This window comes from Paenibacillus sp. J22R67, from assembly GCF_059692175.1.
In genome coordinates, this window is sequence record NZ_JCAUAX010000006.1 from 126658 (window position 1) to 148635 (window position 21978).

A 21978-nucleotide genomic window follows, 5' to 3' on the forward strand; every position below is an offset into this window, starting at 1 on the left:
TTACATCCCCTCGTTGATAACATTTTTGTTGATCAGGCCGGTTTCTTGAATGGAAGCATTGACGTGAATGCGGAACTCTGCTTCTTTGAAATAAGCTTCCCAGTTCGCTTCTATGCCCTTGCTCCACGCATTCGGATGGCTTCGCCAAACGATCAAACCAAGATGAGCAGAGTCCGTTCCTTCTTTTTGCATTTGCTTAATCGCCGCTTGGATGGATTTGCTGACTTGTTCCGCAAATTTCTTTTCAACTTTCCGCATCACTTCGGCCTTGTTCAGATCAAGATTCGATAGATCTTCTTTCACTGAGCCATTTGCGTCGATGAGGATATCAAAGATGACTTTGTCTTGTTGAAGCTTAGGTTTGATTTGTGTTTGTCCTTTCGTCACTGTTATGGAAATTTCGCTTTCGTTTCCTTCCTCTGGTGGGAAGGAAACGAGATATTCTTTGACATGATTCCTGAGCCACATGAGCCCTTCTGCCTCGTGTTTCTTGTAGATGCCAACCAAGCGGTCGCCTTTAAACTGTCCATACCCAATCATTTGAATTTCATGGGAAGGGTCCTTGGAGCCTTGCGATTCTTTTGGTTCCAAAAAAGTCAGGATCGGATCACTGTTGAAGCTCAAAGTAATGCCAACATCCTTGGTGGAAGTACCCAAGGACTGCCTGGACTTCGTCAGTTCCCGAATGACTTCAGCCGGGAACCGTTCGAATCTCGGCTCGGTGTTCAGCAGGTCATAACCCTTGCCTTTGGTAACGACAAGAAAGGACGTCATCCGGCTTTCTGGTGAGCGTGGCACTGTATCAAAGATCACACCAATGCCTTTCTTGGCCAGTTTCTCTCCAATAACGATTGTCCTCCGATGGGAGAGAAACAAGCGACGCGACATGCGCATTTGCAGCCTTGTGTTGGCTTCATGAAACGTAGCGCCTACATCGGAGTCGATGTAGTAGCTCTTGCCGCCCGAGGTGCCTCCGCCTCCGCCGCTTGCTCCGCCCATGGAACCGGGAAGAGGGAGCATGTAGGATACACGGTATTTGCCGTCATCCTCCAAATCGACGGCAGACGTGAGAACAAATGCGATATCGTTGGTTTCAGTTCGATCCCAGCAGCCTGTCAGGCAGACAAGGATGAGGGGGAGCGGTAAGAGCTGGCATAGCCGTCTAGGATGAACCATTCTGATTGCCCTCCTCACTGGAGTGATGCTTATGCTGGATAGAGCTTCCGTCTAGGCCTCCGTCCTGCATGATCTGTTGACTGAGCTTGTCGTCCATGCGCTGAGCATCTTGAACGGGCAAGAATTCCGGACGTTTCTCCATCTGCCACCAAGGGGCGCGTATGAATACATCCTTGATATCGCCGGAGGATAAAGGTCCAATGGGTGATAAGTAGGGCACACCAAAGGAGCGTAAATTCGCCATATGGCCAATTAGAATCATGAGCGAGAAGAAGATGCCATAGAAGCCGAACAGCGCTCCCGCCAAAAGGATGGGGAAACGCAGCATGCGAATCGCGATAGCGCCGTTAAAACGTGGGATCGTGAAGGACGCAATCCCGGTAATGGATACAACAATAACCATTGGTGCAGAAACGATCCCGGCTTGCACGGCTGCCTGTCCGACGACTAGTGCCCCTAAGATAGAAACCGCAGAGCCCACTGCTTTGGGCAGTCGGATACCGGCTTCGCGCAGTGCTTCGAACGTGATCTCCATGATGAAAGCTTCAACGGCAGCGGGAAACGGAATGGCTTCTCTGGATGCAGCAACGCTTAGCATTAATGTCGTTGGTAGTAGCTCTTGATGGAATGTCGTTATCGCGACGTATAATGCGGGTGTCGTCAGCGATAAAAAAACGAAAACGTAACGAAGCATTCTCAGGAGGGAGCCGATTTGGAAGCGCTCATAGTAGTCCTCAGCCGTTTGCATCGATTGGATGAAAACAAAAGGAACGATGAGCGCAAACGGCGTGCCGTCCGTGAGGATGGCCACCCGTCCCTGCAGCAATGCCCCGGCCACAACATCCGGCCGCTCCGTATACTGCATTTGCGGAAAGGGGGAGTACGCATTGTCTTGTATTAGCTCTTCAATCATGCCGGACTCCAGAATAGCGTCAATCTTGATGAGCTCGAGTCGTTTGACGACCTCCTCGACAAGGGAGGGCATCGCCAAGTCATCCATGTAACAGATGACGAGATTGGTGTTGCTCTCTTTGCCGACGCACATGGATTTCATCTTCAGTCTGGGCGTCTTCAGCTTGCGGCGGATCATCGAGGTGTTCGTGCGAATGCTCTCCACGAACCCCTCCTTCGGTCCGCGCACGACCGTCTCCGTCTCCGGCTCTGCGACGGAGCGCTTTTCTGTTCCGCGGATGCCGAGCAGGATGGCCTTGTCGTTTCCTTCAACGAGCAGGGCGGCATCCCCGCCCAACACGGAAACGAGCAGATCTCCGTAATTATCCGAGATCTGTGTTTGGGAGACGGGGAGAATGACATCTGCGATGCGCTTAATGGACGTTTCGCCGCCGCCAATCAGCATGAGCGATTTCATCGTGTCATTCAGCAGTTGGGTGTTCGTGAGGCCATCAACGAATAACAGAAGTGCTGGAATCCTCGGCTCAATTTCGAATTGGCGAACGACGACATCGGAGCAGTCCTGGAAAATTTCTTTGATGAAGGCATGATTATCATCCAACAGCAGAGAGAGCGGTGTTTTCTTCAGCTCTTCGATGAATTGATAGTCAAGCGAATCATCTAGTCCTTTTTGTTCGCCACTGGAATCCTCCTGCTTGTTCGATGTGCGCTTGCGCAGGATGCTTTTCATCAATGGATTGGATGTTTTGACCATGCGAATGGCACCTCCTGCCAGAATGATCATAAGAATGCGTTTATTATTCTCTGCGAAATGAAGGATTTTATTACGAAAGTTGGAAAATTTTATTGTGTTCATGACTTGAAGGCATATCAGTATAGTGGGGAAGCCCTTGGCAAAAGCTAACGTGAGAAGGATATGGAAGGAAGTTTTTCGCGCCAGGGAGAGGAGGTGAAGCTCGTGATTTGGGTTGTTTGTGTACTGCTTCTTTTCATTTTTCAGACAGCTACCATATTGATTGGTGAGTACAAACGACCCGCGAAGACGGTGGCTTGGCTGTTCGTTCTATTTATTTTCCCGATCATCGGCTTCCTCATGTATTATTTCTTAGCCAAGGAATACACCCAGCGCAAAACAGTTCGACGCAAAGGGCGTCGTAGAAGTTCTGAAACCAGACACCAATGGTTAGGCATGGGAAGCCATAACCGGGAGAGAATTGAGGAGCCCCACTACGAACTCTTCGAGGACTCACGTTTGTGCGGTTTACTTCACAACATTCCGGGTTCGGCTATTTCACCGAACAATCGGGTGGAAGTGCTGCGAAATGCGGATATCACCTATGAGGCGATGCTGAAGGCAATCGAGAAGGCGGAGAAGCATATTCATTTTGAATTTTATACAATTCGGCATGATGCAATAGGCAATAGATTTCAAGAGGCGCTCATTCGCAAAGCGATGCAGGGGGTGAAGGTTCGAGTCATTTATGACGGTATCGGTTCTTATGCGCTTTCGGCAGCTTACATAAATAGATTTAAACAGGCGGGAATAGAGATCTATCCCTTCCTGAGACCATTGATTGCGTTTTTCGATAAACGAATGAATTACCGTAATCACCGCAAGATCATCGTTATCGATGGGCTGGTTGGATTTGTTGGAGGTATTAACATTGGGGATGAATATCTAGGGGGTGACCCCAAGCTTGGCTTCTGGCGGGATACGCATCTTATGTTGCATGGCGACTCGGTGTATTATTTGCAGACGACTTTCATGACCGATTGGCTGTTCGTGAGCGGAGAGCGATTGGCTGATGATTCCATGTTTCCTGAGCATCATGAGTCGAAGACGTCTTTGGTTCAGGTCATTTCAAGTGGTCCGGATGCTTACTGGGATGCGATTCAGGAGATGTTTTTTGCGGGGATTGTCGCGGCCAAGAAGCGGGTGTATATGACGACCCCCTACTTCATTCCGGATGCGAGCATTACGATGGCGCTCAAAACGGCCGTTCTCAGCGGTGTGGATGTCCGCATCATTCTTCCTTACAAAGCAGATTCCCGCATTGTTCAATATGCTTCCCGCTCCTACTTGCTGGAGCTTATGCAGGCGGGGGTTCAGTTCTACCTCTATCGTAAGGGATTCATGCATGCCAAGGTTATGATCGTTGATCATATGATGGCTACCGTAGGAACAGCAAATGTAGATATGCGCAGCTTCTTCAGCAATTTTGAACTGAATGCTGTTATGTTTAATCAGGATGTGATTGATCGCCTAGAAGCAGACTTTTGGGCAGATTTAAAAGAAAGCGATGAACTGAAATTAGCCGAATTTGAACAAAGATCACGTTTGGAGAAGGGGAAAGAAGTGATTGCTCGGCTGTTGTCTCCCTTATTCTAATAGTAGCTCTATTCTGTACTACTAACTTAGCCGAGCTAAAATTGCGTCTAAATTCTGGAGAGGAACTCCTTCAATCAAGTCGCCGTATTTCCTTAACCGGTCGAGGACCGTATGTAAATTGAATTCACGAGGACTAGGACGCAGTTCAACCTCTTTCCATAACAGGGGAGTGGAGACGGATGCATCTTTTTTGGCGCGTGGGGTATAGGGAGCAGATAGTGTTTTCCCGTACCAATGCTGAAGGTAGTCAATATAGATTTTATCCCCGCGGTTTTTCTTAAAGCGTTCGATCGTAAACAGATTCGGGTAGATTTTGACGACATATGAGGCGATAAAATAACCGATTTTCCGCAGCTGCTCGAACGTGTAACCAGGTTGAATTGGAATATAAATTTGAATACCTGTGGCGCCAGAGGTTTTGGCAATGGACTGAATATGCAGGGAGTCCAGCACTTCGCCGATGATATGCGCGGCTTCCATAATGCGCGGCTCTTCCTCCAAAGTGGGGTCGATATCAATCAACCATTCTGCCGGCAGGGTATCCCCAATATGGTGAAAAGAGGGATGAAACTCCAAGCAAGCCAGATTGCCCAGCCAAAGGAGCGTAGATAGGGAGTCCAAATTAACGTACTGAATGCCATCGAGCGGAGCCAGCTTCACGAAGCTAGGTACTGGATCGGGGGCGTTTTTTTGGTAAAAGGACTTCTGATCATACCCGTTAGGGAATCGGATGGTCGTTAAATGCCGGTTGCGGCAGTAACGCAGCAGATAAGGAGCCAGCTCGGATAATTTGGAGAGATAGTCTCCTTTTGTTATGCCTGCTTCAGGCCATAGAAGCTTATTGGGATTGGTGATTGTCAGCTCATGCCCTTCCACGAGTAGTGTCCCTTTGGTAGTGACCGCCATGGGAATATCCCTCCTGTACTTTGTTTAGTTCTGATTATTCCCTCTAGGACGGGTTCTCAAACTTTTAAGGCGATTTCGTGCCCAAAGTGGTTGACAAAACGCAATGAATAAATCATAATAATAAAAGTAAGTAACAAATAGTAAGTAACATATGAAGTGGAAGATAGTACTATTTTGTTATTATATTGTTTTTTTGCAATTATACAAACCACATACATTGGAGGAGAATTTATATGAGTAACAACGCGGTAGAAAAAAGTAGTGCTTTCCTGAAGGCTGTAAAAGACAGACGTACGTACTATGGACTAAGTAAAGATGCTGTCATTTCCAATGAGCGTATTCAAGAGATTGTGAACGAGGCTGTGAAATATACACCTTCGGCTTTTAACTCACAAAGTGCTAGAGTTGTTGTCTTGTTCGGTGATCAATCCGATAAATTGTGGAGCATCACGAAAGAAACTTTGAGAAAAATCGTACCTGCAGGCAGCTTTGCGCCAACAGAAGAAAGAATCAACGGTTTCAGCAATGGTTCCGGCACTGTTCTTTTCTTTGAAGATCAAACGGTTGTGGAAGGTCTTCAAGCTCAGTTCGCTGCTTACGCAGACAACTTCCCAATTTGGTCCAACCAATCTTCAGGTATGCTGCAACTCGTCATCTGGACGGCGCTTGAGCAAGAAGGTCTTGGAGCATCCTTGCAGCACTACAACCCACTGATTAACGATGAAGTTGCTCAAACATGGAATCTTCCAAGCGAGTGGAAGCTGATTGCTCAAATGCCATTCGGTAAACCAACCTTTGTTCCTGGTGACAAAGAGTTTCAACCACTTGAAGATCGTGTAAAATTTATCTAATCGCTACTTGTGAGATAGCCCCTTTCATTGTCAGAAGACAGTGAAGGGGGTTTTTAAATTTCTTTCTAAAATCATCAAACCGCCCTTGTCTATGCTTCGTTACCTTAAGTAGCAAAAATAAGGAGGAGTCATCGCGCATGGTTAATGTGAAAAAAGTAATCGTATCATCCCTTGTATTATTAGGCTTAGCAGCAGGCGTTACGGCTTTATCGGCCGCGGCGGCGGAACCACTGAACGTCAAATCCGAAACGGATATTGCGGGAGATTTGGGCATTCTGCAAGGAGACGGCAGCGGCTTGACCGCGGAATATTTGAATAAATCGACGACTAGACTGCAAGCGGCGGTTATGTCTCTAAGGTTAAAAGGCTTGGAATCCGAGGCGCTTGCATTTAGTGGGACTGCGAACTTTAAGGATGCTAGCGGTGTTTCCAAGGAGAATCAAGCAATTCTTGGCTATTTGAAAGCGAATCCAGCTTTGGGCTGGCAGGGAACAGGTGTCGATACGTTCGAACCTATGGCTAGTATCACAGCGCAGCAGTATTACAAAGTTTTGCTGGAATCCCTTGGATACGGGCAAGGCACGGATTTCCAGTACGATGATGTCATTACTTTTGCAGCCAAAAATGGCTTGTCCAAGATTGCTGGCGTGAAATCATTCAAGAACCTACATATTGCGACCGCTACTCTCGAGGCGTTAAAAGCGCCAATCAAAGGGTCAACCAAAACGCTGGCGGTAGACCTAAGCGACAAAGGCAAGATTAGTGCGAGCAAGCTTAGTGTGCTCGAAACTCCGGCACTTAGCCTGAAGATGAGCGATGCTTTAGGTAGCTTTTTAACAGATACCAAAGGGATGACCTTATACTACTTTACCAAGGATGTAGCAGATGTTAATTCTTGCGTTGATTCCTGTCTAGCTAATTGGCCGATCTTCAATGCCAACAATTTTACGGTTCCAGCTGAATTCAGCGCGGCAGACTTCGGGGTTTTCACACGTGCTGACGGCAAGGATCAACTGACTTACAAAGGGTGGCCGCTTTATTACTTCGCGAAGGATCAGAAACCGGGAGACACGGTTGGCGATAATGTGGGCAAGGTCTGGTTCGTTATTAAACCTTCAAATGGCGGAATCGCGATTGGCACGAAGCCCGATCTTGGCAATTATTTGACCGATGCTAACGGGATGGCTTTGTATTACTATGATAAGGATTCGAAAGGTGTAAGCAATTGTTCAGGCAAATGCTTGGAGAAATGGCCGCTTTTCTACTCGAATGCAATTTCTGCACCTACGGGTGTGAACTCGGCTGATTTCGGTACCTTGGTTCGCGCGGATGGCAGTCTGCAAACGACTTACAAAGGATTCCCGCTGTACTACTGGGTGGATGACAAGAAAATGGGTGACACAACAGGACAGGACGTTGGTCATGTCTGGTATGTGATTGATCCTGCGAAATTCAGTGGGACAACAGCTGTGAATGCTTCTGTAAAAACAAGCAAATCCGATACGCTAGGTACCTACTTAGTCGATCAGAACGGCATGGCGCTGTACCTGTTTACCAAAGATAAGGCTGACCCTAATTCCTGCGTAGGTCCTTGTTTGGTGAACTGGCCAATCTTCTACGACGAGAACCTGACGGTTTCCGCGGATCTTGCGGCAAGTGATTTCGGTGTTCTTACGCGAGCTGACGGTAAGAAGCAAAGCACCTACAAAGACTGGCCGCTTTACTACTGGGTGAAAGATCATCTTCCTGGTGAAACGACAGGACAAAATGTAGGCAAGGTCTGGTTCGTTCTCGATCCGGCCAAAACAGAAGCAAGATAACAAGACAGTTTTCATTCAAGATACCCGCCCCGGCATGCTGGCAAGCTCAGCACAGCCGGGGTTTTCTTTTTCTATAAATCTATTGCCAAGACAACATGACGGAGATAAGGTAGTAGTATTAACTTTATTTCGACTCGGAGTGTGCCGAATATGCGAAATCGAACGGATGCCGAACTCATGAAGTTGGTCTTGGGTAAGCACCATCCTGCGCTCGAAGAACTTTACGATCGTTATGCGAAGCTTGTGTATTCCTTTGCGTTGAAATCTCTGAAGGAAGAACAGGCGGCTAGAGAAATTGTTCAGCTTGTTTTTACGCGTCTCTGGACGACGGAGAAAGGTTATGACGCAAGCAAAGGCGGATATGTAAATTGGATCATTACGGTTACACGGAATATAACGATTGACTATTTAAGGAAGAAGCGAAGACTTGAGCAGGTCATCCAGTTTGAGCCTAGAGAATGGGAACATTCCCTTGTATCTGACGCGCCAGATCCGGAATCCGTTATCTCACGCAAATGGATTGGAGAGCAAATACACGAGGCTTATGTGCATTTGTCCGAGAGCCAGATTCAATTAATCGATATGATGTACTGGCAAGGTTATTCCTTAAGCGAGATTGCCACTCAAACAAACGAACCGGTTGGTACGATCAAAAGCCGCTTGCATCAATGTTTAAAAATACTTCGTAAGCATCTGACATCACTGAGGGAGGGATGACGTCATGAAAGAACATGAAACTGTCGATTGTAGTTACTTGGTCAATTATTTGACTGGCGATTGTACAGAGCTAGAACGCGCGGCTTTCGAACGGCATCTACGAACTTGTGCCAGCTGCCGTGAAGAATTAAGGGACCTGCAGGATGTTTGGCAGGCGTTGCCTTTTGAAATGGAAGAAGTGGAATTGCCGCCAGATTTGAAGCAGCAAGTCATGCATGCCATCCTGCCGCCTAAGCTTAAGACGATAAAAAACAAGAAGAAACGTTCGTTCAAGTGGATATATGGGTTGTCGGCCGCTATTATCTTAGGGCTGGCCGTGGGAATTTGGTGGAATAATCAACCGAAGAATTCAGCGCTTTCAGCGAATCCGGGTTTAAGTGAGCCTGCGGAAATCATGCATACGTTCCATTTAAAATCCGTTGAGAGTACAATGCCAACAGCCTCAGGGACGGCATGGGTGCTTCAGAACGGCGATGTCCACAACGTGGTCATTAATCTGCAAGGTCTTCAGGAGACAAAAGGGGACACCGCGTACCAGGTCTGGTTCAATCGGAACGGAAAGCGATATAACTGCGGAACGCTTCGCGTTGATGAGAAAGGCACGGGCGTGCTGACTTACAGTATTCCGGTGAAGGGCAAGGATTTCCAAATCGACTCCTTTGGCGTTACCCTTGAACCCGATCCCAATGGGCTGCAGCCACGTGGGAAGAAGGTCTTGGGCACTTCTTGATAAAATAACGAACACGTTGCCCTGTGAACTGGATCACAGGGCAGCGTGTTTGTTATTTGATGTGCGCGGGGTGAAGCGAAGGGAACTACAGGGCGCTATTTCACGGAAAGTAGCCCTTTGAGCCAGCTAAGAGGAACTGTGGTCTCTTATTTCACCATTTAGGCGGGATTCGGGCTCATTTCACTGAAATAAGAGCTTGTAGTTCCCCTTCAGATGCGGAGTTCCCGCTGTTTACCAAAATAGCGACCTGTAGTTCCTAATAATGCGGATTTGTCTTAATCTAATGCCTGGCGGCGGTCAAAGCTTATCTTCCCTCAGCGAACTCGGGAGTTCCTTGACAAGACGAGGCAAATTTCAGATGATGGCTTAAAATGCCAAGGTGAACCTCGTCCGAATCTTTTCAGGTAAGGAGAATGAGACTGTGTTGTTATCCATATTGATATTTGTTGCTGCAGGGCTTGCTGAAATAGGCGGAGGATATCTGCTTTGGTTATGGCTGCGAGAATCCAAGCCAATGTGGTACGGCATCGTGGGAAGTATCATCCTCATCGTATACGGGATCATTCCAACCTTGCAGAGTTTCCCCTCGTTCGGGCGGGTGTACGCAGCTTATGGTGGAGTATTCATCATCCTTGCCGTGTTATGGGGATGGGTCATCGACAAAAAAACACCTGACCTTTACGACTGGACCGGAGCCATCGTTTGTGTCATAGGTGTTTCTATCATGCTATGGGCACCTCGCGGTTAGGGTAGGCTTTGGCCTACATCAATGGGCGTGCTTTGTTTCTCCATGCTTGCGCTTCCAACCGAGCAGCACCATTGCAATAAGGGCTCCTGCTAATCCGAGCCCCATATCTTTTTGAGAGTCATAGGCATCTCCCTGCTGTCCGACATACTCCTCGCCAACTTGACCAGCCACATAGGCAGCACCCATTTCTATGATTTCGAAGAAGGCACTGAAAGCGAAAACGAATGCCACCGGCATCGCATAGGACCACAAGCCTCGCATCCTGCCTGCGCAGGTCAGCCATTCACGGGCAGGATATGCCCAGAGCAGCCCGAACAGGAGATGCACAACCCGATCATAGTAGCTTCGATGGGTATGGAAAGCAGTCTTCAGCCAAACGTCGAATGGGGTGCCTTGATAGGTATAATGAGCCCCGTAAGTATGAAAGCACAAGAAGATAAAGATGAACAAATAGGACAGCTGAGAGAAACGAAATTTTTTATAGGTGAACAAAAGGACAAGTACGACAGAAACGAGCAGGACATTTTCCATCAGCCACTGCATGCGATCCGTTGGTGTGACCGCCATAAACACCCAGTACACGGCAAATACGGCGATCATCACGTACAAAGGCCATTGCTTTTTACCCATAAAGTCCACGTTCTCCTTTATACTACTCAAATAGCAGATTGGCTCATTCTTATAGTGTGGACATAAATGCAAACGTCATGCGGTCACTAGGCAATAATTTTCAACCACAGATATAAGCCAAGTAAAGTAATAAGCAGAGTAGGGACCGTAAGAACGATGCCGATTCTAAAATAAGTGCCCCAAGTGATAGTTACTCCTTTTTTGGAAAGAACATGGAGCCAGAGCAGTGTTGCCAGCGACCCGATCGGTGTCATTTTTGGTCCCAAATCAGAGCCAATCACATTGGCATAAATGAGGGCTTCTCGAATCACACCGTCTGTCTCCGTGCCATGAATGGCCAGTGCGCCAATCAATACGGTCGGCAAATTATTCATAATCGAAGAGAGGATAGCAGACAGGAACCCCATGCCTACAGAGGCGGCCAACAGACCATGCCCCGAAATAACTTCAATTAATTCTCCCAACGCATCGGTTAATCCGGCGTTTTTTAAGCCATATACAACGACATACATGCCAATTGAAAAAATAACGATAGCCCATGGAGCGTCTTTAACGATCTGCTTCGTTTGGATGGCTTCACTGCTGCGAGCGAGCAGAATGAAAACAAGCGCAGCGATTCCTACAATGAAGGAAACGGGAATTTTAACGAATCCACTGGCCAAATATGCCGCTAGCAGGACGCCTAGAATGACCCAGGACAGTCGGAAAAGCCGAAGATCTTTAATGGCGGCTGATGGATGCTTGAGATGAGTCCCGTCATAATCCGCAGGAATATCTTTTCTGAAATACAGATACAACACCAGAAGGCTTGCTCCTAATGAGAAAAGGCTAGTGACGAACATGCGGCTCGCATAGGTGGTAAAGTCAATATTGAAAAAGTCTGCCGAAACAATATTCACCAAGTTGCTGACAACGAATGGAATGGAAGTTGTATCCGCGATAAATCCGCTTGCCATAATGAAGGGGAGAATCATTTTATCCGGAAATTTCAAAGCCCGAACCATCGCCAAAACAATAGGTGTCAAGATGAGCGCAGCACCGTCATTGGCGAAGAAAGCCGAAACAGCGGCTCCCAGCAGGATGACGTAGATGAACATGCGTTTACCGTTGCCCTTGGCCATACGCGCCATATGCAGGGCAGCCCATTCAAAGAACCCTATGTTATCTAGGATTAGGGAGATCAAAATAATGCCCACAAAAGCTAATGTTGCATTCCAAACAATCCCTGTTACAGTGGCAACATCCTGCAGGGAAACAACCTGAAAAAGCAGCGCCAATATAGCGCCTGCTGAAGCGGAGTATCCAATATTTAGTCCCCGCGGCTGCCAGATGACGAATGTAATTGTAAGTAAAAAAATAAGGACGGCCAAATAAATCATGTGTTCCTCCCGAATCGGATTTCTTCAACATTTTCATAGTTCCTCTACTATTTGTCAATGCTTAAATCAAAGATTGGATAAAGGCTGACAAACCGTACCTTTCTATCGAAGTAGTGTGTTAAAATGATGTATCTTATTTTCGAGGTGCAGATAATGTCCAAAGAACGATTACCTAAGGCTGTCTACGAGCAATTAGCTTTATTTCGATATCAGATCCGAAAGTTTATACATTTCAGTGAGTCAGCGGCAAGATCGCATGGGCTCACACCGCAAAATCATCAGCTGATGCTGGCGATCATGGGGTTCCCGGGACGGGATTACGCAACGCCGAAGGAGCTTGCCGAACGCTTGCAAGTTACCCCGCACGCCTGTGTGGAATTGATTAACCGCTGTGAACAGCTTCAACTGGTGTATCGGGTGCCTAATCCGGATGACGGCCGAAGCATATTTATTCGATTGTCGGAGTCCGGCATGCGTATATTGGAAGATCTTTCGGAGATTCATATGAATGAATTGAAAAATATTGGGCTTTTGGAATTCCCCGAAGATGATGAGTGATGTCATAAAATATAACACATTGTTCTTGTGTTAATTTTAAATCTGAAAATTAGGTATTTAAATGTTATATAAATTAACATATTCACTTGATTTTTATCGCAGTACGATATATATTTTGGTATAAGTACGTATAACTCGGTTGCGATCATGTCACTTTTCTTACATTTATACAAAATTAACTCGTGCAACCTGCACGTTAGCGCTGGTGAACCAACATGACAACAAATAAAGTGAAAAGCGTCTGTCCCTATTGCGGTGTTGGCTGCGGAATTGTGCTTGAGGTGTCTGGCAACCGCGTGCTCAAAGTGACGGGTGATAAAGAGCATCCAACCAATTTTGGGCGTCTGTGCACAAAAGGCAACACCTGCGCGCAAGCAATCGCAGAATCTGGGCGGATGGAGTACGCATATAAACGTCTGGGGCGCAAGAAAGAGCCTGTCAAAACTGGGATGGCAGATATCATCAAGGAAACAGCGATGCGGTTGCGGTCTATTGTGGATAAGTACGGCCCGGATGCCATGTCTTTCTATGTGTCAGGTCAAATGTCGCTGGAAGCTCAATACTTGGTTAACAAGCTGGCAAAAGGCTACATCCGTACGAATAACATTGAATCCAACTCCCGCTTATGCATGGCTAGCGCAGGCAGCGGCTACAAGCTGTCGCTTGGAGCAGATGGCCCGCCTGGATCGTATCAGGATATGGATCGGGCGGATTTGTTTTTCGTTATTGGGGCCAATATGGCTGATTGCCATCCCATTCTCTTTCTTCGGATGATGGATCGGGTGAAAGCGGGAGCTAAGCTGATTGTAGTGGACCCCCGCCGTAATGCGACAGCAGACAAAGCAGGCCTTTACATGCAGATTAAGCCCGGGACAGATCTTGCGCTTTTGAACGGTCTTCTGCACTTGCTCGTTAAGAACGGCCATACGGATTCGGCTTTTATAGCGGAATTCACGTCCGGCTGGGAAAGCATGCCGGCATTCCTTGAAGACTACACGCCGAATAAAGTAGCTGAACTTACTGGCATCCCCGAAGCGGATATTCGTAAAGCCGCTTTATGGATTGGCGAGTCGCCGGAATGGATGACGTGCTGGACGATGGGGCTGAACCAGAGTACTCACGGAACTTGGCATACCAATGCGATCTGCAACCTGCACCTGGCTACAGGCGCAATATGCCGTCCAGGCAGCGGGCCCTTCTCCCTTACGGGTCAACCCAATGCCATGGGAGGCCGGGAGATGGGGTACATGGGACCTGGCTTGCCAGGGCAGCGATCCGTGCTGGCCCCGGCCGACAGGGACTTCATCGAGGACATGTGGGAGGTACCACGGGGTACCTTGAAGACCGAAGTAGGCACAGGCACTGTGTCGATGTTCGAAAGCATGAAAGCTGGAGAAATCAAAGCTTGTTGGATTATTTGTACGAATCCGGTGGCCACGGTACCTAATCGCAAGAATGTGATTGCAGGTCTTGAAGCCGCCGAGCTCGTCATCTCGCAGGATGCCTTCTATGAGACAGAGACGAATCCGTATGCGGACATCCTGCTTCCCGGCGCCTTATGGGCGGAGACAGAGGGCGTTATGATCAACTCCGAGCGGAATTTGACGCTGATGGAGAAGGCGGTTGAGCCGCCCGGTGAAGCTATGCCGGATTGGCAAATCATCGCCAAGGTTGCGTGCGAGATGGGGTATTCCGCTGCGTTCACATACGCGTCCTCAGCCGAAGTGTATCAAGAGATTCAGCGAGCCTGGAATCCGAAGACCGGCTACGACATTCGGGGAGCCTCTTATGAACGGCTGCGCCAAACACCGATACAATGGCCGACTGCACCTGACAGTCAGAATGATCGCAATCCAATTCGTTACTTGAATGACGGAGTCAGCCAGCATTTGAAGGAACTTGAGGGCGGAAAGCGTCCGCGCATCGTTTTTGCAACGGAGAGCGGCAAAGGGATTTTTCTAGCTCGTCCCTATTTGCCGCCAGCAGAAATGCCGGATTCCGATTTCAGCTTCGTACTGAATACGGGCCGCTTGCAGCATCAATGGCATACCATGACGAAAACGGGGAAAATTCCGACGCTGAATAAGCTGAACCCCGGCCCATTCATCGAAATCCACCCGGAGGATGCCGAGTCGCTTGGCGTCAAAGAACATGACAAAATTGAAATTCGCTCTCGTCGCGGACTTGCAATTCTGCCTGCGGTCATAACCGATCGGGTGAGACCGGGGAATTGCTTCGCTCCTTTTCATTGGAATGATGTGTTCGGAGAGAAGCTCGCCATTAACGAGGTGACAAGCGATGCGGTTGATGGCATCTCTTATCAACCGGAACTAAAGTACTGCGCTGTTTCACTAGTTAAACAGAAGGAGGAAATGAAGATGGCTACAATGGCACCTATAGATGCGCTTGCAACGATGCTCGGCATTCAATCATCCCCGTCAATGACGCTAGATAGTCATGAGAAGATGTATCTTTCCGGATTCTTGACAAGTCTCAGAGCAGGAGATTCGCGTCCGGTGCCTGGTATTCCTGTTCTGCCTCCTACAGCGCCTTTGGAGGCATCCAAGCGATATTGGCTGGATGGCATGCTGGCTGGGATGTTCTCCCGCACGTATCTTCCTGAAACAGTGGAGTTGCCTGTGTTAACACCGGAAACACAGCAAGAAGTGAAGGAAGCTGAAACAACGCAGTCTGATAAAGTGCCAGTGACGATACTCTGGGCTTCACAAACAGGAAATGCAGAAGGTGCTGCTATCCAATGTGCTCAGAAATTGCAAGAAGCTGGTTACAACGTGCGTCTCATGAATATGAATGCCTACTCGATGGCCGATTTGAACTCGGAACGTTATGTATTCTTCCTGGTCAGCACGTTCGGTGCCGGAGATCCGCCAGATAACGGCGAAAGCTTCTGGAACGCGCTAAAAGGAGATGCGATGGCACGTTTGCCTGAGCTGCATTACTCCGTCCTGGCCTTCGGGGATTCCAACTATGATCTGTTTTGCGGCTTTGGACGCAATTTGGATGCGCGCTTGGAGCAGTTGGGCGCTAAGCGCCTCAGCGGGCGGGTTGATTGTGATACGGATTACGAAGAACAGGCTGCAGCGTGGATGAAAACTGTTGTGACAAAGATAAATGAGCCGATTGCGGTTACCACGGAAGCTCAAATCACTTATGACCGCAATCATCCATTAACAACACGAGTTGTTAAAAGTCGGCTTTTGAACGGTGAAGGTTCCGAGAAAGAAACTCGCCACTATGTATTTGATCTCACGGGCAGTGGGATGCCCTACGAGGCAGGAGATGCTCTGGGCGTATGGCCAACCAATGATCCTAAGATAGTTGCTGATATTTTGGAAACAGTTAAGTTAGATCCATCAACACAGGTAACTGTAAAAGACAAAGGTCAGATGACAGCAACCGAGGCGCTTCGCCGCCACTTTGAAATAGCCAGGGTTACTCCGGCCATCCTGGCGTTCATTCAGGAGCGAGCTAATAGCGAAACGCTAGGTAACTTGTTGAAAAATAAAGCGGAATTGAAGAAATGGCTTTGGGGCCGCCAATTGCTTGACGTGTTACAAGCTTATCCGATGAGTGGGGCCGTCTCTGCGGAGGAGCTTCTACAAGTGTTAAAACCACTGCAGCCCCGCTTGTATTCCATCTCCTCTAGTCCTAAAGCGGAACCTGATGAAGTTCACATTACGGTATCAACTGTTCGCTATGAACTGGAAGGCAAACCGCGGACCGGCGTTTGTTCCGGTTTCTTGGCAGATCGAGTCCAAGGTGAAGGGGAGGTTGGACTCTTTATCCAAAAGTCCCTTCACTTCAGACCGCCGGCCAATCCGGACGCTGGGATGATCATGATCGGACCGGGCACTGGGATTGGGCCTTTCCGGGCTTTTCTTCAAGAGCGCCAGGCGACTGGGGCCAAAGGGAAGAACTGGCTCATTTTCGGAGAACAGCGTGCAGCGTGTGATTTCTACTTCAAAGAGGAGCTGGAGACCATGCTGCAAGAGGGAACGCTGCACCGGCTGGATACTGCTTTTTCCCGTGACCAAGAGGAGAAAATTTACGTCCAGCATCGTATGCTGGAACATGGGGCAGAGTTGTGGGCATGGCTGCAAGATGGCGCTCACTTCTATATATGCGGGGATGCCAGCTCAATGGCCAAAGAGGTCGATGCTACGCTGAAACAAATTATTCAGCAGCATAGCGGCATGAGTGCGAATGAAACTGAGAGCTATGTGAAAGAAATGTCGGCTACAAAGCGATATGCGAAAGATGTCTATTAAGTTTCAAATAAGATGCGCCCTGTCTGGGATAGATTATATCCTTGGATGGGGCGTAGTTCGTTATGGAAAACCTCGGATTGCAGCACTTCTTTTACACGCTCAATCCATGCTAAATTCTCTGGCTTCTTCAGCATAATAAGATCAACGCGCTCCTGAATGAGCGGAATGAAATCGACACCACCAACCATAGAAGCCGCTTTTTCGATGCCCACACCGAAATCCCCTTCCCCAAGAGCCACTTTGCCTGCGACGCCCATATGATTCGATTCCTCGTGCTCATAGCCGATTAGATCCCGATAGGAAAAGCCGTGCAGACGGAGTTGTTCATCTAGTAAAACTCGGGCACCAGATCCCTTTTCGCGGTTGATCAGCCGAAGACCCTTCTGGTTGAGGTCAGCCCAGTCGTGAATCTTTTTGGGGTTTCCTTGCTTCACATAGAGACCTGCGGATCTTGAGACGAGATTGATGACAACATAAGAGGAGCCGATCAGTATTTTACGTACATATGGAATGTTGTATTCTCCCGTGTCGCCATCCAAGAGGTGTGTGCTCACGATGTCGGTTTCCCCTCTGTACATGGCGATTAAGCTGTCCAAACTGCCTACATAAGATCGCAGAGGCCGTTTGTCAGGGATTTTTTTCTCGAGATGTTTGGCCAAAATGTCCAAGCTGACGTCCTGTCCTGTGATGACAAGCGTATTTTTGAAGGCCGAAGAAGTGCCTGAAGATGTAGGTAACGGCGTAAATTCCGCTATGTCCGCTTTGGGGATAGCGACCATATCGCCTTTGGCGCGTTTTTTGTAAGCCTCTAAGTCTGAGGCGTCTACACGCATTTGTTTACCTACCCGATAGGCGGGTAAATCCCCTTTTTTAATGAGATCATAGACCGTTAGTTTGGAAATTTTTAAAAGCTTGGCGATCTCTTCCGTGGTATAGGATATGTCGGCTGTCATGGTCACCCTCCGTGCTCTCTGGTTATTCGTTATCCTCTATCATAAGCGGATCTATGATGTAAGACAATCGCAATCCCTTCTAGAAAAAAGAATGATTATATAATAGAATATAACTAAACCATGCTATTTATATTTAAATAGATACATTATTAATAACGGAGGGGTTATTTTGTTCAAAAAAGGACTGTTTGGTTATGTTCTATTATTACTAATTATTGCTTCAATCGTGTTCACAGGGTGTGCCAGCACCAAAGAATCATCGACAGCAACACCAGCAGCGACTGCGCAAACAACGCAAGCTGCACCGTCGCCAACACCAGCATCAACACCGACGGAGAAAGTGGAATTGACCATTTCTGCTGCAGCTAGCTTAACTGATGCCTTAAAAGAGATTCAAACGAGCTACGAAGGTAAAAACAAACAAATAAAGCTGAACTTTAACTTTGGCGCTTCTGGAGCGCTTCAGCAGCAAATTGAGCAAGGAGCTCCAGCTGATGTATTCCTGTCAGCGGCGACCAAGAATATGAAAGCACTCGTCGACAAACAGTTGATTGATGCCGCACAGCAAAAGAACCTGCTAATCAATGAATTGGTACTTGTTGTACCAGCAGATGGCAAAGTGGCTGTTCAGAAGGTAGAAGATTTAACAGCTGAAGGAATTAAACACGTTGCGATTGGCGAACCGCAAACCGTTCCGGCAGGAAGCTACGCCAAAGAAGCGCTGACTCAAACCAAGCTTTGGGATGGACTGCAAGCCAAAATCGTACAGGGGAAAGACGTTCGTCAAGTGCTGACCTATGTAGAATCAGGAAATGCAGAAGCTGGTTTCGTCTACAAAACGGATGCGCTGACCTCCCAAAAAGTGAAAGTAGCTTTAAGTGTCGATTCCAAAAGCTACACGCCTATTGAATATCCGGCAGGTATTGTCAAAGCAACCAAGCACAGCAAAGAGGCTGCGGATTTCTATGCCTACCTTCAGACGAAAGAAGCGCAGGATATCTTTGTAAAATACGGTTTCACGATTCCGAAATGATCGAACAAATCACTTGGCGAGAATTCCTTGATCCGATCCTGCTTTCTCTGAAAGTAGCGGCGGTTTCCAGTGTATTCGTCCTTATTCTTGGCGGCTTGGCGGCTTGGGGAATGTCGCGTCGAAGCTTCCGCGGGAAGTCCTTCGTAGAAACGGCAATTCTGCTGCCATTGGTGCTGCCGCCGACCGTTGTTGGCTTCATCTTGCTGGTGATTCTCGGCAAAAAGAGCTGGATCGGTGCAGGGATGGAGATGCTCTTCAATCAGTCCATAATTTTTACATGGGGTGCTGCCGTCATCGCTTCGATTGTGGTAGCTTTCCCCCTCGTGTATCAAACGATGAAAACAGGCTTTGCCTCCGTTAGCAGAGACATTGAGGATGCAGGAAGGTCATCGGGTGCGAAGGAGTGGCAGGTGCTGCGTTACATTACGCTGCCACTTGCGTGGCGCTCGATAACCGCCGCTTATATATTAGGTTTTGCCCGGGGATTGGGCGAATTCGGCGCAACCCTTATGATTGCGGGGAACATCCCGCATAAGACGCAGACACTGCCTACCGCCATCTATATTGCGGTGGAATCGGGGAATCAGACCCTTGCATGGTGCTGGGCAGGGGCGATTATTGTTATCTCATTTGGTCTAGTTTTGTTCGTTAATCGCAAAAGTGTCAATTAAGAAACTATAGAGCGCTATCTCGTCAATTTTGCCGAAATAGTGCTCTGTAGTTTCTTTATTTTTGGCTTTATGTCGTCTTAGACGGCTGGAAGCCTAGCGCTCGCAACGGGCCATGGTACATGATATTACACATATATTTGGCTAGCTCAGCCGGGGTTTGTTGTCGGCCATTTCGGATCCATTCCAGGATGAAGCCGAAGTGGGCGGAAGACACGTAGCCGATCAAGATGTCGGCCGGCACAAGGAGAACGTTTTGGGGCTGAGACTCAATCAGCTTGCGGTACATGTGGGAATGAATGGTTTCCTTCATCAAAATGGAGAAGGACAAATCCCCATTCTGGCCGAGCATAACCTCGAAGAAATCAGCCTGCGAATCAAAGTATTCGTATAGACGAATAAGGCCGTCGTATACTTTCCCCTCTAAAGCTTGGTTAAACATATCCCGTGGCTCCAAATGTGCGACGATACGCAGCAGCCCTTCCTGGACTTCAGCTTTGAAGTGCTCACGCAAATCTAGCACGTCTCTATAGTGCAAATAAAACGTACCACGGTTAATATTTGCTTTGCGTGTTAGATCGCTGACGGTGATGGTTTCGAGTCCCTTTTCTTTAATAAGATCCACAAGGGCTTCGCGAAGAGCTTGTTTGGTTTTCGCTTTTCTTCTGTCTAACTTCTCTGGCATGCCCAAATCTCCCCCTCGAAACAAATTATTTTCACGATAATCGACAGTGTTTTCCGATGCTGTTCATTACTCGACATATCATTGAACTATTGGGCATTGAACGTTTCTTCATCCTGATTATAATCAGCATTGTGGTCATTATTCAACAAGCTGTTGATTATTAATTAGGGGGTAATTCTCATGTCTTTTTTCAAAATGAAGACTGCACGCATAGGTTTCGCAGTCGTTTTCGTCGTCATTATGGTATTTGGGCTTGCTTTAATGGGTTCTGTGCTAAGTGCTAAACCGCAAAATTTGCCTGTGGCACTCGTCGTCCTCGATCAGCCAGCTAAATGGCCTGATGGCAGCACATTAGCGGTCGGCGAGATGGTGAAAGAGAAGTTGAAGGGCATCGCTGAACTGCCGGTAAAATGGGTGGAGGTCAGCTCGGAAGCGGAGCTTGCGACCCAGCTTGACGAGCAGAAAGTGTACGGCGCATTGGTGCTTCCAGCAGACTTAAGCTCGGGTATCGCTTCGTTGCAATCGCCGTCTCCGAAGCCTGCGACAGTCCGTATCGTGTTGAACGAAGGGACCAATACGCAGGCCGTATCAGCTGTCCGAATGATTCTGCAGCAAGCATCGAACACACTAAGCTCGCAGCTGGCGGGACAATTGCTTGGTCAAATCGGACAGCATACGCAGCAGATGCCAGTGTCCGCGGCAAGTGCGCTCTTGCATCCATTTCAAGTAACGGAGCAAGCTGTGCATCCTGCTGGCTCGAATAATGCGAATGGCGGCGCGCCGAACCTGCTTGTACAGATTTTGTGGCTGGCCTGTATGGTGACATCCGCGTTCATGTTCCTTACCGCTCAGCAGCACGGCATAAATAGACGCAGCCTCACCGGAACTGTCACTTCTCAGCTGGCAGCTGGGGTGGTGCTCGTTACAATCGCTTCGGCGTTCATGCTGTGGATGGCGCATGCTTGGTATGGCATGGCGATTGCGCAGTTGGGGTCAACATGGTTATACCTCTGGCTCATGGCGGCGGCATTTTTCCTTGTGCAGACGGCGCTGCTCAACTGGATCGGAATGCCGTCGATGATCCTGCTCGTGCTCATCTTCTTCTTCTCGATGCCGGTTATCGGCATGCCGCAGGAATTGTTACCGCAAGTGACAGCTGACTGGCTGTACTCGTGGACGCCTTTCCGCTATGCCGCAGCGGGTCTGCGCAGTATCATGTATTTCGATGGTGAAGGAGCGCTGAGCCAAAGCCTTTATGTGCTTGTGGGCATGGCTGCTGCTGGCTTGATCTTGGCTGCGCTATCCGTGTTTAAGCCTCGCAAGGCGATTCAACCAGCGCGGCAGCCGGCATCGCAGCTGTAGTTACAGGCTCAGGCCCCGCCCCCAGCCCGTTTCAGCTGAAACAACTGGAAAATGTACCGTTAATCCGCGCCGCTCGGTCGCAGGGAATGAAATAGCGGTAGAAACTCCAGCTATATCGTCGCTAGTTACCCGAAATCTACTAGATTTGGCGAAATTAGCGGTAGAAACTCCA

18 protein-coding genes are annotated in these 21978 nt (G+C 48.2%); 11 read left to right on the top strand and 7 right to left on the bottom strand.

What is annotated here, in order from left to right:
- A complete protein-coding gene (locus tag AC58VC_RS22620) occupies positions 1-1176 on the bottom strand; it encodes a Ger(x)C family spore germination protein (protein WP_497371579.1) in 1176 nt (391 codons plus the stop codon).
- Entirely contained in the window at positions 1163-2842 is a 1680-nt protein-coding gene (locus AC58VC_RS22625) for a spore germination protein (protein ID WP_497371581.1), read from the bottom strand. The genes AC58VC_RS22620 and AC58VC_RS22625 overlap by 14 nt, the downstream gene beginning before the upstream one ends.
- Before the next feature lie 204 nt (positions 2843-3046).
- Between AC58VC_RS22625 and cls the strand changes: the two genes are divergently transcribed.
- Positions 3047-4477 carry a cardiolipin synthase gene (gene cls, locus AC58VC_RS22630; protein ID WP_497371583.1) on the top strand — a complete coding sequence of 477 codons (1431 nt, stop codon included), beginning with the start codon at positions 3047-3049 and terminating at the stop codon, positions 4475-4477.
- Between the two features lie 21 nt (positions 4478-4498).
- On the opposite strand, the gene ligD is transcribed toward cls, so the two are convergent.
- On the bottom strand, positions 4499-5383 hold the full coding sequence (gene ligD, locus AC58VC_RS22635) for a non-homologous end-joining DNA ligase (RefSeq protein WP_497371585.1): 885 nt from the start codon (positions 5381-5383) through the stop codon (positions 4499-4501).
- A gap of 233 nt (positions 5384-5616) precedes the next feature.
- On the opposite strand from ligD, the gene AC58VC_RS22640 reads away from it, so the two are divergent.
- The 5 genes from AC58VC_RS22640 to AC58VC_RS22660 all read left to right on the top strand — a co-directional run bounded on the left by AC58VC_RS22640 (position 5617) and on the right by AC58VC_RS22660 (position 10249).
- Positions 5617-6234, top strand: a complete 618-nt coding sequence (locus tag AC58VC_RS22640) for a nitroreductase family protein (protein ID WP_497371587.1) — start codon at positions 5617-5619, stop codon at positions 6232-6234.
- A gap of 137 nt (positions 6235-6371) precedes the next feature.
- The gene (locus AC58VC_RS22645) at positions 6372-8054 is read left to right on the top strand and encodes a hypothetical protein (RefSeq protein WP_497371589.1); all 1683 of its coding nucleotides are present in this window, start codon (positions 6372-6374) and stop codon (positions 8052-8054) included.
- Positions 8055-8204: 150 nt separating this feature from the next.
- On the top strand, positions 8205-8771 hold the full coding sequence (locus AC58VC_RS22650; protein ID WP_497371591.1) for a sigma-70 family RNA polymerase sigma factor: 567 nt from the start codon (positions 8205-8207) through the stop codon (positions 8769-8771).
- 4 nt (positions 8772-8775) lie between these two features.
- A complete protein-coding gene (locus tag AC58VC_RS22655; protein ID WP_497371593.1) occupies positions 8776-9501 on the top strand; it encodes an anti-sigma factor domain-containing protein in 726 nt (241 codons plus the stop codon).
- A 421-nt stretch (positions 9502-9922) separates the two neighbouring features.
- Entirely contained in the window at positions 9923-10249 is a 327-nt protein-coding gene (locus tag AC58VC_RS22660) for a YnfA family protein (protein ID WP_497371595.1), read from the top strand.
- 18 nt (positions 10250-10267) lie between these two features.
- Here AC58VC_RS22660 and AC58VC_RS22665 read toward each other — a convergent pair whose 3' ends face one another.
- Complete coding sequence (locus tag AC58VC_RS22665; protein WP_497371597.1) at positions 10268-10879, bottom strand: DUF2238 domain-containing protein; 612 nt, start codon at positions 10877-10879, stop codon at positions 10268-10270.
- 86 nt (positions 10880-10965) lie between these two features.
- On the bottom strand, positions 10966-12258 hold the full coding sequence (locus AC58VC_RS22670) for an arsenic transporter (protein ID WP_497371599.1): 1293 nt from the start codon (positions 12256-12258) through the stop codon (positions 10966-10968).
- A 153-nt stretch (positions 12259-12411) separates the two neighbouring features.
- On the opposite strand from AC58VC_RS22670, the gene AC58VC_RS22675 reads away from it, so the two are divergent.
- Both AC58VC_RS22675 and AC58VC_RS22680 read left to right on the top strand, forming a co-directional pair.
- Entirely contained in the window at positions 12412-12816 is a 405-nt protein-coding gene (locus tag AC58VC_RS22675) for a MarR family winged helix-turn-helix transcriptional regulator (protein WP_497371601.1), read from the top strand.
- 215 nt (positions 12817-13031) lie between these two features.
- Complete coding sequence (locus tag AC58VC_RS22680; protein WP_497371602.1) at positions 13032-17105, top strand: sulfite reductase subunit alpha; 4074 nt, start codon at positions 13032-13034, stop codon at positions 17103-17105.
- On the opposite strand, the gene AC58VC_RS22685 is transcribed toward AC58VC_RS22680, so the two are convergent.
- Positions 17102-18058: a substrate-binding domain-containing protein gene (locus tag AC58VC_RS22685; protein WP_497371604.1), complete on the bottom strand. Its 957-nt coding sequence runs from the start codon at positions 18056-18058 to the stop codon at positions 17102-17104. The genes AC58VC_RS22680 and AC58VC_RS22685 overlap by 4 nt on opposite strands.
- Positions 18059-18227: 169 nt before the next feature.
- On the opposite strand from AC58VC_RS22685, the gene modA reads away from it, so the two are divergent.
- Both modA and modB read left to right on the top strand, forming a co-directional pair.
- Positions 18228-19091 carry a molybdate ABC transporter substrate-binding protein gene (gene modA, locus AC58VC_RS22690; protein ID WP_497371606.1) on the top strand — a complete coding sequence of 288 codons (864 nt, stop codon included), beginning with the start codon at positions 18228-18230 and terminating at the stop codon, positions 19089-19091.
- Complete coding sequence (gene modB / locus AC58VC_RS22695; protein WP_497372128.1) at positions 19091-19762, top strand: molybdate ABC transporter permease subunit; 672 nt, start codon at positions 19091-19093, stop codon at positions 19760-19762. Before modA ends, modB begins: the two co-directional genes overlap by 1 nt.
- Positions 19763-19829: 67 nt before the next feature.
- Here the strand turns inward: modB and AC58VC_RS22700 are convergent, their stop codons facing one another.
- Positions 19830-20444 carry a TetR/AcrR family transcriptional regulator gene (locus AC58VC_RS22700; RefSeq protein ID WP_497371608.1) on the bottom strand — a complete coding sequence of 205 codons (615 nt, stop codon included), beginning with the start codon at positions 20442-20444 and terminating at the stop codon, positions 19830-19832.
- Between the two features lie 180 nt (positions 20445-20624).
- Here AC58VC_RS22700 and AC58VC_RS22705 point away from each other — a divergent pair, with 180 nt between their 5' ends.
- Positions 20625-21806 (top strand): YhgE/Pip domain-containing protein, encoded by a 1182-nt coding sequence (locus AC58VC_RS22705; protein WP_497371610.1) that lies wholly within the window; start codon positions 20625-20627, stop codon positions 21804-21806.
- The last annotated feature ends 172 nt before the right edge of the window (positions 21807-21978 follow it).